The following is a 13,106-nucleotide window of genomic DNA, read 5'->3' as shown; positions in this document are numbered from 1 at the left end:
CGGGGCGCGCCACGGCACGCCGGGTGGCGCGGCGGCGTCGGCCGGGCCCGGCCGGCCGGCGGAACCCGGGCGTGTCGCCGGGGCGGGAAGCGACCGCTCAGTCGACCGGCCGGAAACTCGTCTGCACCATCCGCAGGTAGCTCTGGTTGACCGCCCAGTCGAACTCCCGGGTCAACCAGGAGACCGTGTACGCCCGGTCGGCCGAGGTGTTGATAAGCATCCGGGCGGTCTGCACCCGGTCGCCGCGCGCGTTGGTCCACCGGCACTCCCAGATCGCCCCGCCGGCCCGGATGTCCAGCGGCCCGATCCCGACCTGCTCGTACCCGGCCAGCAGGCCGGCCCCGGTCAGCCGCCGCTCCTCGGCGAGCCAGTACCGCTGGCCGTCCGAGGTCGGCGGGGTGCTCGGGTCGACGCTGAGCATCCGCCCGGTGCCGGCCACCGGCTCCCGGAAGCAGACCACCCGGCCGTCGGTGTACCGAAGCCAGCCGATCGGCACGGCGATCCGGAACCCGGACGGGTCGGTGTACCAGGTCCAGTTGTCGACCAGCCCGAAGCGCTCGTCCGGCGGTCGGGGAGCGACGGTCACCGGCACGGCCAACTCGGGCGGCGGCGCGCACGGGAACGCCCCGGCCACCGCGACCGCGGGCCGGTCGGCGGACCCGTCGGTCGGGTGCTCGCCGGACCCGTCGGTCGGGTGCTCGCCGGACCGGTCGGCCCGCAACGTCAACCCGGTGCCGAGCCCGGCCAGCAGGGCCAGGGCCAGTGCGCCCGCACCGACCCGCCAGCCCCGTCCGAGCGGACCGCGCCGCCGTCGGCTCTGGCCCGGCGTTCCTGGCCCGACGGGTCCGGGCGGCTCCGGCCCCGGCCGTCCGGGGCCTGGCTGCCGATCCGGCCCGTGCCGTGTGCCCCACCCCGGCTGCGACCGCCGCCTCCGCCACGGCCGCCATCCGGGTACCCCGGCACCGCCGTCTCCCGGCGGACCGCGCCGCACGACTCCGACCGGGCCGTGCCCGGCTTCCCCCGGCGGGTAGTGCCCGGCGTCCCCCGGCGGGTAGTGCCCGGCGTCCCCCTGCGGGTAGTGCCCGGCGTCCCCCTGCGGGTCGTGCCCGGCAGACCTCTGCGGGTCGTGCCGGGCGTCCCCCGGCGGGTCGTGCCCGGCGGCGGGACCAACCGTGCCCGGCGGGTCGTGCCCGGCGGCGGGACCAACCGTGCCCGGCGGGTCGGCGCGGCCGGTCGGACCGCCCGGCCGGTCAATTCCGCCGGGCTGGTCCGGCCGGTCCCGCCGGGGGGCCTGCGACCACCCGTCCGGACCGGCGCGCTGGTTGGGCTGGGGCCGACCGTCCGGTTGCGGGCGCTGGTTCGGCGGCCGGCGGCGGCTCGGCCGGGGCGGCTCGACCGGCGTCTCCGCCGGGACCGGCGGTCCGGCGACCGGCTGGCTCGGCGGCCGTCGGGCGAGGCTGCGGGCCAGGGCCAGCGGATGTCTTCCGGACCGGGGCGGCGGGTCGGCGATCCGGCGCAGCAGCCGTTCGACCTCCTCGGCGCCGAGCCGCTGCCGGGGATCGCGGCGGAGCAGCCCGGCCAGCACCGGACGGAGCGGCCCGGCCAGCCGGGTCGGGTCCGGCGGCGACACCGCCAGCGCGGTCAGGGTGGCCATCGTGGTCGGCCGGCGGTACGGCGACCGCCCCTCCACCGCCGCGTAGAGCGTGGCCCCCAGCGACCAGAGGTCCGACTCGACGGTGGACACACCGTCGGCGGCCCGCTCCGGCGAGACGTACTGCGGCGAGCCGAGCACCACGCCGTCCCGGGTCAGCCCGCCGTCCCCGCCGTCCACGGTGGCCAGCCCGAAGTCGGTGAGCACCACCCGGCCGTCCTCGGCGATCAGCACGTTGTGCGGCTTGACGTCCCGGTGCAGTACCCCGGAGGCGTGCGCGGCGCGCAGCGCGGCCAGTACCGCCAACCCGACCTCGGCGGTACGCAGCGGCGACAGCGGGCCGTCCGTCTCCAGGATCTGCTGCACCGAACGGGACGGGACGTACTCCATCACGATCCACGGGGAGTCGTCGTCGTGCACCACGTCGTAGACCCGGACCACGTTCGGGTGGTTGAGCCGGGCGGCGGTGCGGGCCTCCCGGAGGGTGCGGTAGCGCAGCTCGTCGCGCTCGTCCGGGGTCATCCAGGTCGGCGGCACCACCTGCTTGACCGCGACCGGGCGGTACAGCATCTCGTCCCGGGCCAGCCAGACCCGCCCCATCCCGCCGGTGCCGACGGTGTGCAGCAGCAGGTAGCGATCTGCGATCCGTCCCTGGTGCACCGGCGGTGTCCCTCTCTGCTACCCGCCGTACACGATATCGAGCGGACAGTGCCCACCGCATCAACTCCGGCGGCGTAGCCACTGCTCGGGCCGCTGATCGGAACAAATCTCAGCGAAGCGCCGGGGCGCCGGACCCCTCCCACGGTGCCGGGTCCGGCGGCCGGTGCGGCGCTGCGTCAGCAGGCGGCCCCGTCGAGGGCCAGCAGGTTCCTCCCCTCGGGTACGACGATCCGCCCCGCCCCGCTGCCCGCCCGGGTCCGCGGCGCCGGGCCGGCGTTCGCCGCGCTGGCGTAGACCGCGGCGGTCCGGGCGGCGATGCTCGTCCAGCCGTACCGCTCGGCGACCATGGTGCGGGCCTTCCGGGCCACCCGGCGGGCGAAGACCTCGTCGCCGAGGAGCGAGTCGACCGCCCCGGCCAGCGCGTCCGGATCGCTGTGCGGGAAGGTCACCCCGGTCACCCCGGACTCGACGATCTCGGCCAGTCCACCGGTGGCGGCGACCGCCAACGGCGCACCGGCGGCGGCCGCCTCCAGGGCCACCATCCCGAACGGCTCGTAGAGGCTCGGCACCACCGTGGCGTCGGTGGCGGCCAGGATCGCCGGCAACTGCCGCTCGGTCATGAACCCGGCGAAGCGTACGTTGCGCTCCAGTCCGAGCCGCCGCGCCTGCTCCTGCAACTCCGGCTTGTACGGCCCGTCCCCGGCGATCACCACCCGCAGCTCCGGATGCCGCTCCCGCAGCCTCGGTACGGCGTGCACCAGGTGCTGCACCCCCTTCTCGTAGACCAGCCGGCCGGCGAAGCCGACAAGCGGCCCGGCACCGGCGTACCGCTTGCGGGCGGCGGCCACCGCCCGGGGCTGCGCCGACCAGGCCCGGTCGTCGACCCCGTTCGGCACCACCTCGACGTGCCCGGCCGGCAGCCCGAAGAGCGCGTTCACCTGGTCCCGCATGTAGCCGGAGCAGGTGATCACCCGGTGTGACTCGGCGCTGAGCCAGTGCTCGACGGAGTGGATGGTCCGGTTCATCTCGTCCGGCAGCCAGCCCTGGTGCCGGCCCGCCTCGGTGGCGTGGATCGTGGTTACCAGCGGGATGTCCAGGTGGTCGGCGAGGTTGATCGCGGTGTGCGCGACCAGCCAGTCGTGCGCGTGGATCACGTCGAAGTCGCCGGTCCGGGCGGCCCGCAGCGCGGTCCGGGTGAGCGTGTGGTTGAACGCCATCGTCCAGGCCAGCAGGCTCGGGGTGGCCAGCGGGAAGCCGACCGGGTCCTCGGGGGCGCGCAGCACGTGCACCCCGTCGGCGTACGCCTCGACCGGGGCGCCCTCGCCGTGCCGGGTGACCACGGTCACCTGGTGCCCGGCGGCGGCGAGCGAGGTGGCCAGCGCGTGCACATGCCGGCCGAGCCCGCCGACCAGCACCGGCGGGTATTCCCAGGAGAGGATGAGCACCTTCAGCGGGCGGGCCGAAGGGAAGTTGATGACCTCGGCGTTCGGTGACATGGCCCAGCCCCCTTTGAGTTGATTCCAACGCAGCCGCGTAGAGGCACCTGTTACGGGTGCCTACGCGTCATTGGGTTGCCGCCAATACTGCCGGTGGCGAGAAAACCGGCGAAGACGTGGCCGTTGCGGGCATGTAACGCCGCTCGGTCAGTTCGTCGGCAGCGGGTCAGCCGACCCGGCGTACCCGCAGAAGTTCCGCGACCGACCAGGCCTGGAACGGCGCCCCGGTGGCGCCGTGCGGGGCCGCGGCGTCGGCGGTCTCGCTCACCGAGCCGAGCCCGTACTCCGACAGGTGCGCCACCAGCCCGGCGAAGAGTTCGTCGACCGGCAGCCCGGCCCGGCGGCAGGCGTCGGCGTACGGGCCGATCAGCCACGGCCAGACGGTGCCCTGGTGGTAGCCGGAGTCCCGCTCGGCGGGGCCGCCCCGGTGCCGGGGCAGGTAGCCGGGGGAGTCCGGGGCGAGACTGCGCGGGCCGAGCGGGGTGAGCAGGGCGGCCCCGATCCGGCGCAGCACCGCCGGATCCGGGTCCAGCGGCGCGTGCGGCAGCGACCAGGCGAGCAGCTGGTTCGGCCGGAGCAGGTCGTCGTCGTGCCGGTCGGCGGCGCCGCGCGGATAGGCCGGTGCCGGGGCGTCGACCACGTCGTGCAGCCAGCCGCTCGGGGCCGGGAAGCGGCGCCGGAACGCGGCTCGGGCCCTGCGGTGCGCGGCCGGTGCCGCCCCGGCGTCCGCGCCGAGCCGCCCGGCCAGCTCGCCGATCGCGGCCAGCCCGTTGACCCAGAGCGCGTTGACCTCGACCGGCTTGCCGGCCCGCTGGGTCACCGGCTCGCCGTCCACCCGGGCGTCCATCCAGGTCAGCGCCTCTCCGGGGGCGCCCTGCGTGAGCAGGCCGTCGGCCGGATCGGCGACGATGCCGTACCGGGTGCCGCGCAGGTGCGCCTCGACCACCGCGCGCAGCCCCGGCAGCAGTTCGGCGGCGAGGTCGGTGTCCCCGGTCACCGTGACGTGCCGGTGCACCGCGTGCAGGAACCACAGCGTCCCGTCCACGGTGTTGTACTCCACCCGCCCCGTGTCGGCGGTGTTCGCCAGCATCCCCTCCGACAGCGTCGACCCGTACGCCCGGAGCAGCTCGCGCCCCTCGTCGGCCCGCCCGGTGCCGAGGAACAGCCCCTCGTACGCGATCATCGTGTCCCGGGACCAGGCGCCGAACCACGGATAGCCGGCCACCACGTCCGGCCCGGTGGTGGTGCCGACCACGAAGGCGTCGGCGGCCAGGGTCAGCGTCGCCGCCACCGCGTCGGCGGGTTTCCCGGCCGCCACCACCCGGCGGTTGCGCCGCCGGGCCGCCTCGATCAGCTCGTCGGCCGGCGGCGGCTGTCCGGCCAGGTCGCCGGCCCAGGCCAGCACCGAGACGCTGTCCCCGGGCCGGTCCAGCGGCCCGCCGAACCGGCCGGCACACCAGAGGTCCTCGTCCGGGGTGAGCCCCCGGGCCGCCTCCTCCCGGTGGTGCACCCCGTGCCACCACCGACCCTGCGCCACCCACTCCGGCCCGGCCAGCCGGAACGCGTCCTCGACGACGGCGCCGCCGGCCACCGGCTCCACCTTCGGGGCCGGCCCGTCCGCGCGCCGCTCGCCGTGCCCGTCCCGCCAGGTCACCACCGCGGCCAGGCCGAGCCGGGCCGGACCGCCGGCGAGCAGCCGGTGCCGGACCGCCAGGCAGGAGCGGCCGTACGCCATCGCCAGCTCCCGCTCCAGCACGAGGTCGCCGATCCGCCACCGCCAGCGCGGCAGCCCGTCGACCAGCTCGAAGCGTTCCAGCAGCGCGAAGCCGTCCGGGTCGACGTCGCCGGAGCGCCACTCGTGCGCGCCGAGCCGGACCGTCGCGCCGGACGGCAGCACCAGCTCCGGATCGAGGCTGACCAGCCCGAGCCGGCGGGCCGCCGGAGTTTCCCCGGCCACCATGAGCAGGCCGTGGTAGCGCCGGGTGCGCAGCCCGCTGACGGTGCCCATGGCGAACCCGCCCAGGCCGTCCGGTACCAGCCATTCCCGGTCGACACCGGCCCCCAGGTGACCGCAGACCCGCGGCCCGAACTCGATCGGCAGCATGGCGCCCATGATGCCCGCTCCGGTGACCCGACACACACAGCCCGTCCTGGTGCGGCCCGGTTCCGTGATCCGGCACACACGGTCGGTGGTTGCGGTCGTCGCGATCCTTGGCCGGGTAAGCCGGGACCGCTCACAATGATCGGAAGGATGACCGGCGCTACGGCGGTCGGATGACGGGCGGGAGTCGAATGGACGACGTGCGGGACGCGGGGCGCACCGGGCCGGGCCCGGAGCGGGGCGGGTCGGATCCGGGGCAGGTCCAGCCGGATCCGGAGCGTCTCCGGCTGGCCGCGGCCGACGCGGGTGAGGAGCCGTGGCGGGCCTGGGGCCCCTACCTCGCCGAGCGGGCCTGGGGCACCGTCCGGGAGGACTACAGCGAGCACGGCACCGCCTGGGACTACTTCCCGCACGACCACGCCCGGTCCCGGACCTACCGGTGGAACGAGGACGGGATGGCCGGGATCTGCGACGAGTGGCAGACCTTCTGCTTCGGTCTGGCGCTGTGGAACGGCGTGGACCCGATCCTCAAGGAGCGGATGTTCGGGCTCGGCGGGGACGGCGGCAACCACGGCGAAGACGTCAAGGACTACTGGTGGTACCTCGACTCCACCCCGACGCACTCCTTCATGCGCTGGCGCTACCACTATCCGCAGTCCGCCTTCCCGTACGACGAACTCGTCGGGGTCAACGCCGCCCGGAGCCGGGAGGAGCCGGAGTACGAGCTGGTCGACACCGGCATCTTCGACGACGACCGGTACTGGGCGGTGACGGTCGACTACGCCAAGGCGTCCCCGACCGACATGTGCATCTCGATCACCGCCGCCAACCGGAGTGCCGAGCCGGCCACCCTGCACGTGCTGCCCACCCTCTGGTTCCGCAACACCTGGTCCTGGGGGCTGCCCGGCCGCGACCAGGTGCCCAAGCTGGTCGGCACCCCGGGCCGGCTGGTCGGCGAGCACTGGGTGCTCGGCCAGCTGGTGCTGGAGGGCGACGGCGGGCCGGCCGCGCTGGTCTGCGACAACGAGACCAACACCGAACGGCTCTGGGGACTGCCGGGACGCAGCGCCTACCCGAAGGACGGCATCAACGACCACGTGGTGAACGGCGCCGACACGGTCAACCCGGCCGGCGAGGGCACCAAGGGTGCGCTGCACTACGTACTGGAGGTGCCGGCCGGCGGCGAGACGACGATCAAACTGCGGCTGACCCGTACCGCGCCGCCGCCGGCCAGCGAGCCGGCCCCGCCACTCGACCTCGGTGCCGAGCACGAGGCCGTACTGGCGACCCGGCGGGCCGAGGCGGACGAGTTCTTCGCCCGGCTGATCCCGGACGGCGCGTCGCAGCAGGAGGCGCTGGTGGCCCGGCAGGCGATCGCCGGGCTGATGTGGGGCAAGCAGTTCTACCACTTCGACGTGCAACAGTGGCTGACCGGTGACCCGGCCGCCGCCGCGCCGCCGGACGGGCACCGGTACGGCCGGAACAGCTCCTGGCGGCACATGAACAGCTTCGACGTGATCTCGATGCCGGACCCCTGGGAGTACCCCTGGTACGCCGCCTGGGACCTGGCCTTCCACTGCGTCACAATCGCCCGGGTCGACCCCGGGTTCGCCAAGGCGCAACTGCTGTTGCTGCTCCGCGAGTGGTACCTGCACCCGAACGGGCAGATCCCGGCGTACGAGTGGGCGTTCGGTGACGTGAACCCGCCGGTGCACGCCTGGGCGGCGCTGAAGGTCTTCGAGATCGACGGCGGCCGGGACTTCGACTTCCTGGCCCGGATGATGCACAAGCTGCTGCTGAACTTCACCTGGTGGGTCAACCGCAAGGACGTCGGCGGCAACAACGTCTTCGAGGGCGGCTTCCTCGGACTGGACAACGTCGGCCCGTTCGACCGCTCGGCCGCGCTGCCGGTGGCCGGGGTGCTGGAGCAGTCCGACGGCACCGGCTGGATGGCCATGTACGCGCTGAACCTGCTCGACATGGCACTGATCCTGGCGGTGCACGACCCGACGTACTCGGACATCGCGACGAAGTTCTTCGAGCACTTCGCGTACATCGCCGCCGCCGCGCACGAGCAGGGGCTCTGGGACGAGGAGGACTGCTTCTTCTACGACCAGCTGCGGTTGCCGGACGGCAGCAGCCGGCCACTGAAGGTGCGCTCGGTGGTCGGCCTGCTGCCGCTGGCCGCGATCACCCGGCTGACCACCGTGACCCTGAACCGGCTGCCCGAGCTGACCGCCCGGCTGCGCTGGTTCCTGGCCAACAAGCCGGAGTACGCCCGGGTGATCGGCGGCCGGCGGCTCGGCGGTGACGGCCGGCAGCAGCGGCTGCTCTCCATGGTCGGCCCGGACCAGCTGGTCCGACTGCTCGCCCGGATGCTCGACGAGGAGGAGTTCCTCTCCCCGTACGGCCTGCGTACGCTCTCCAAACGGCACCTGGAGAAGCCGTTCGCGGTGGAGCTGGGCGGGCAGGAGTTCACCGTCGGCTACGAGCCGGCCGAGTCGACCTCCGGGCTCTTCGGCGGCAACTCCAACTGGCGCGGCCCGATCTGGATGCCGACGAACTTCATGCTGATCTCGGCGCTCCGCGACCACGCGGCGTTCTTCGGCGACGACCTGCTGGTCGAATATCCGACCCGGTCCGGCAGCAAGCACACGCTCACCGAGATCGCCGACGACCTCTCCGCCCGGCTGATCGCGCTCTTCCTGCCGGACGAGTGGGGGCGCCGGCCGATCTACGGCATCGCCGAGCTGTTCCAGACCCACCCGGACTGGAAGGACCTGCTCGCCTTCCCCGAGTACTTCCACGGGGACAACGGCGCCGGGCTGGGTGCCTGGCACCAGACCGGCTGGACCGCCCTGGTGGTCGACCTGATCCTGACCCTGCGCAGGTGACGGCCAACGCCGGTCCAGATACCGACTGACCTGCTGTCGGTTACTGTCCGCCAGTATTCAAATACCCCTCGTAGTGTCCCGTTAGCCGTGTCCCGGGGCGGCGTCGCGGCACCGTCGCGCGGGCTCCGGCCACCGGCAGGAGGGGAGAAGAACGGCGATGAGAATTGCCAGCACCTCAGGACAGCGGTGGGCGGGGAGGCCGGTCGTCGCGCTGGTCGCCGCGGTCACCGTCGGACTGCTCGGCACCGCGGCACCGGCGGCCGCCGCACCGGCCGGCGGCACCATCCGGCACGCGGGCGGCCCGACCGCCGTCGCGGACAGCTATCTCGTGGTACTCGACGAGGCGTCGGTCCGCGCCGACGCGGTGACCGCGCGGGCCGACGTACTCGCGTCCCGGGCCGGCGGGAAGGTGGCCCGCACCTACCGGCACGCCCTGCGCGGCTTCGAGTTCACCGGTCCCGCCGCCGCGGCCCGGCGACTCGCCGCCGACCCGGCGGTGGCGTACGTCGAACAGAACCACCGGGTGCGGCTCACCGGCACGCAGACCCCGACCCCCTCCTGGGGCCTCGACCGGATCGACCAGCGCCCGCTGGCCCTGGACAACAGCTACACCTACCCGAGCACCGGCGACGGAGTGCGGGTCTACGTCGTCGACACCGGCATCCGGTTGAGCCACCGCACCTTCGGCGGCCGGGCGGTCTCCGGCTTCGACGCGGTTGACGGCGGACCCGCCGACGACTGCCAGGGCCACGGCACGCACGTCGCCGGCACCGTCGGCGGCACCGAGTACGGCGTCGCCAAGGGCGTCACCCTGGTCGCGGTACGGGTGCTGGACTGCGGCGGCAACGGCAGCTACGCCCAGGTGATCGCCGGGGTGGACTGGGTCACCGGCGACCACGACCCCGGCGAGCGGGCGGTGGCGAACATGAGCCTCGGCGGTCCGGCGAACAGCGCCGCCAACGCGGCGGTGGCGAACTCGATCGCCGACGGCGTCAGCTACGCCGTCGCGGCCGGCAACTCCAGCGTCGACGCCTGCCTCGGCTCCCCGGCGAGCGTCCCCGCCGCGATCACCGTGGCGGCCACCGGCGGCTTCCCGGGCGGCCCCGGCCGCACCGACGCGCGGGCCGCCTTCTCGAACTACGGCAACTGCGTGGACATCTTCGCCCCCGGGGTGGCGATCGTCTCGTCGACGATCGACAGCGACACCGCCAGCGGACCGGGGGACGGCACCTCGATGGCCTCCCCGCACGTGGCCGGCGCGGCGGCGCTGGTGTTGGCGCAGCATCCGTCGTACACCCCGGCGCAGGTCCGGGACACCCTGGTCGGCGCCGGTACCACCGGTCTGGTCACCGATCCCGGACCCGGCTCGCCGAACGTGCTGCTCTACGTCGGCGACATCCGGCCGCCCGCGCACGACTTCGCCCTGACGGTCGCCCCGGTCAGAGGCTCGGCCGCCCCCGGCGGTGCGGTCACCGCGACGGTGAGCACCCGGCTCACCGGCGGTGCGGCCCAGACCGTCAGGCTGAGCGCCACCGGGCTGCCCAGGGGCGTCACCGCCAGCTTCACCCCGCCCACCGTCGTCACCGGCCGGTCGTCCGTGTTGACCCTCCGGGTCGGCTCGGCGGCGGTGCCCGGCAGCTATCCGGTGACGGTCACCGGCACCGGACCGCACGCCACCCGGACCGCCCGGTACACCCTGACGGTCACCAACCCGGGCGGCTGCACCGGCACGAACAACACCGACGTCGCCATCCCGGACCTGTCCACGGTGGAGAGTGCGGTGACCGTCGCCGGCTGTCCGGGCCGGGCGTCGGCCTCCAGTACCGTCCGGGTGCGCATCCTGCACACGTTCCGGGCCGACCTGGTGGTGACACTGCTGGCGCCGGACGGCAGCGGGTACGTGCTGCACAACCGGACCGGCGGCGCCGAGGACAACATCGAGCAGACCTTCCGGGTCAACCTCGCCGCCGAGACGGCGAACGGCCGGTGGCGGCTCCGGGTGCAGGACGCGGCCGGCGCCGACGTGGGCAGCATCGACATCTGGACGCTGAACCTGACCGCCGGTACGCCGACCGCCTGCGCCGGCAGCAGCAGCGGTGCCGTCGCCATCCCGGACCTCGGTACGGTGCAGAGCCCGATCGTCCTCGCCGGCTGCTCGGGCAACGCCTCGACGACAAGCGCGGTCGCGGTACGGATCACGCACGGCCGGGTCGGCGACCTGGTGATCCGGCTGGTCGCCCCGGACGGCAGCTCCTATCTGCTGCGCAACCGGGTGCCCGGCGGTTCACCGATCGACCAGGTCTTCCTGGTGAACCTCTCCGCCGAACCCCGCAACGGCACCTGGCGCCTCCGCGTCCAGGACGCCGCGTCCCCCTACACCGGCCACCTGAACACCTGGTCCCTCACCGTCTGAGGGTGCCGGGTGCGGTGATCGCGCTCTATCCGGGAAAGAGTGGCCTCCAGCCGTATGGAGGCCACTCTTTCCCCGAAGTATTGCGATCATCGGGTTCCGTACGCGCGGCGGAGGGAGCACTCTTCGGGAAGTAGCGCGCACCTCCTGCCTGCCGCTGGTGGGTCGGTCAGGCGGCGGTGGACCAGATGGCGGTGAAGGCGGCGGCCTCACCGGCGAGCCAGCGTTCCACCTGGTCGGGGCGGACGGCGGGATCGCGGTGGTGGGTGATGCCCCGGCGGATGTCGACGAGTATCGGCTCCGCGCCGGGAAGCACCTGGTCCATCTGCCGGCCCATCAGGTGCAGGGTGGCCAGCAGTGCCTCCTGGCTCGGCGGCTGCTCGTCGAAGTGCAGCCGGACGGCCTCCCGCCGGCCGTCGTCGTAACGCAGGCCGAGGTGCGGGTTGACCTTCACCGGCAGCTCGCCGACCATCCCGAGCGCGTCGTGGGTCTGGGCGAGTTCGACAGTCGACAGGTCGCCGAGGGAGTGCAGATAGCTCACCGCACCCGGGACCAGCGCCTCGTAGAGCGGGCGCCAGCGCGGCTTGACCAGCCCGGCGATCTCGGCCAGGTGCCGGCCACCGGTCCGGAAGGCGATGTCGGTCTTGAGTGCCTTGACGAGCTGGCCGTGCGGGTTGAAGCCGGAGCGGCTGGCGCGTTGCTTGCGCAGGCCGCCGACGAACGTCGCCTTGGCCGGGCCGGTGCGGTCGACATAGCGGGTGAAGGCGAGCAGGGTGGCGTAGGGGAGGGGAGCGGGAGCGGTGGCGACGGACTCTGGCACGGCTAGTCCTCCCAGTTCAGCAGCCGTTTTAGTACACAGATTCTAATTGATTCTCGCCGCTCCGCCCAGCCCGTAAGGGACATATCGGGTGTCGCGTCCGTGTGAACCTTGTGGAGTCCGGATCTATGTTGTGGATGATCTTGTGGAGTCCGGATTTACCTTGTGGGGCGGACAAGAGTAGGCATCGACGATGGTGCAGAATCGCTCGGCGTGAGTGTCGATCTTCCGGGCAGGTCGCCGGCGGTGCCGGCTCGTAATCGGGTACGGGTGCCGGCTGGGCGGTCGTACAGCGCTGCCCGTGGTGGTGTTGAGACGTCGGCGACCGGTCCGAGCCGGGCGGAGCTGGCGCGGGTGCAGCGGGATCTGTTCGCCGCCCGCACGGCGCTGGTCTGTGCCGCCGATGCGCTCGAGGTTGGGCGGGCTCCGTCGAGCGGGGGTGACGTCGCGGCTTGCGCTGCGGTGGTGGCGCGGCTGGACGCGGTGGCCGAGCGGCTGCACGGGCTCCTTCGACGGGTTGCAGCGTGATCCCGAGGGTCCGGCCGCGTGGCGCGGACGTGCGCGAGGTGCTGCGGTATTTGCTGGGGCCCGGTGAGTACGGCGAGCACCGAGATCAGCGGTTGGTGGCAGCGTGGGCGGCGGCTGCGGTCGGCGGGGTGGCAGGTCTGCCGTCGGCGTCGTCCCCCGGCGCGGCGGGCCGGCTGGCTGGTCTGCTGGAACAGCCGGTTTTTGCCGGGGTCAACCCACCGGCCAAGCCGGTGTGGCACTGCTCGGTGCACAACCACTCGGACGATCCGGTGCTGTCCGACGAGCAGTGGGCGCAGGTCGCGGCCGCGTTCCTTGACGGGGTCGGGTTGGCCCCCGTCGGGGATCTGGCCGCGGTGCGGTGGGTGGCGGTGCGTCACGGCGAGGACCACGTTCACCTGGTCGCCACGCTGGTGCGCCAGGACGGGCGCACCGTGTGGCCGCGCAACGATTACCGCCGCTGCCAGAGCGTGGCCCGGGAGATCGAGGAACGCCTCGGGCTGCGCCCGGGTATCCGGACGCCGGCCGCGGCTGGGGTCGGGCATGGGTGAG

The 13,106-nt window shown here is 73.8% G+C and carries 7 protein-coding genes; 3 read left to right on the top strand and 4 right to left on the bottom strand.

The features are described from left to right. Window positions 1-97: 97 nt before the first annotated feature. The 3 genes from O7626_RS21305 to O7626_RS21295 form a co-directional block, all read right to left on the bottom strand. Window positions 98-2,251 (bottom strand): protein kinase, encoded by a 2,154-nt coding sequence (locus O7626_RS21305; protein WP_347404867.1) that lies wholly within the window; start codon window positions 2,249-2,251, stop codon window positions 98-100. 236 nt (window positions 2,252-2,487) lie between these two features. Next, window positions 2,488-3,807: a glycosyltransferase family 4 protein gene (locus O7626_RS21300; RefSeq protein WP_278062897.1), complete on the bottom strand. Its 1,320-nt coding sequence runs from the start codon at window positions 3,805-3,807 to the stop codon at window positions 2,488-2,490. A gap of 166 nt (window positions 3,808-3,973) precedes the next feature. After that, complete coding sequence (locus tag O7626_RS21295; protein ID WP_278062896.1) at window positions 3,974-5,911, bottom strand: amylo-alpha-1,6-glucosidase; 1,938 nt, start codon at window positions 5,909-5,911, stop codon at window positions 3,974-3,976. Window positions 5,912-6,099: 188 nt separating this feature from the next. On the opposite strand from O7626_RS21295, the gene O7626_RS21290 reads away from it, so the two are divergent. Both O7626_RS21290 and O7626_RS21285 read left to right on the top strand, forming a co-directional pair. Further along, window positions 6,100-8,802 (top strand): glucosidase, encoded by a 2,703-nt coding sequence (locus tag O7626_RS21290; protein WP_278062895.1) that lies wholly within the window; start codon window positions 6,100-6,102, stop codon window positions 8,800-8,802. 157 nt (window positions 8,803-8,959) lie between these two features. Then, complete coding sequence (locus O7626_RS21285) at window positions 8,960-11,215, top strand: S8 family serine peptidase (protein ID WP_347404804.1); 2,256 nt, start codon at window positions 8,960-8,962, stop codon at window positions 11,213-11,215. Between the two features lie 166 nt (window positions 11,216-11,381). Here the strand turns inward: O7626_RS21285 and O7626_RS21275 are convergent, their stop codons facing one another. Then, a complete protein-coding gene (locus O7626_RS21275) occupies window positions 11,382-12,032 on the bottom strand; it encodes a hypothetical protein (RefSeq protein ID WP_278062894.1) in 651 nt (216 codons plus the stop codon). 521 nt (window positions 12,033-12,553) lie between these two features. Between O7626_RS21275 and O7626_RS21270 the strand changes: the two genes are divergently transcribed. After that, a complete protein-coding gene (locus tag O7626_RS21270) occupies window positions 12,554-13,105 on the top strand; it encodes a hypothetical protein (RefSeq protein WP_278062893.1) in 552 nt (183 codons plus the stop codon). Window position 13,106: the final 1 nt, after the last annotated feature.

Source organism: Micromonospora sp. WMMD1102 (assembly GCF_029626265.1).
Taxonomy (GTDB): domain Bacteria; phylum Actinomycetota; class Actinomycetes; order Mycobacteriales; family Micromonosporaceae; genus Plantactinospora.
The sequence above is the reverse complement of the archived record's forward strand: the minus strand, read 5'-3'. Positions and strand labels throughout refer to the sequence as shown.

Coding starts and splice junctions, on each gene's coding strand:
- O7626_RS21300 (WP_278062897.1), bottom strand. CDS start 3,807: ATGTCACCGAACGCCGAGGTCATCAACTTCCCTTCGGCCCGCCCGCTG.
- O7626_RS21305 (WP_347404867.1), bottom strand. CDS start 2,251: ATGGGGCGGGTCTGGCTGGCCCGGGACGAGATGCTGTACCGCCCGGTC.
- O7626_RS21290 (WP_278062895.1), top strand. CDS start 6,100: ATGGACGACGTGCGGGACGCGGGGCGCACCGGGCCGGGCCCGGAGCGG.
- O7626_RS21285 (WP_347404804.1), top strand. CDS start 8,960: ATGAGAATTGCCAGCACCTCAGGACAGCGGTGGGCGGGGAGGCCGGTC.
- O7626_RS21295 (WP_278062896.1), bottom strand. CDS start 5,911: ATGCTGCCGATCGAGTTCGGGCCGCGGGTCTGCGGTCACCTGGGGGCC.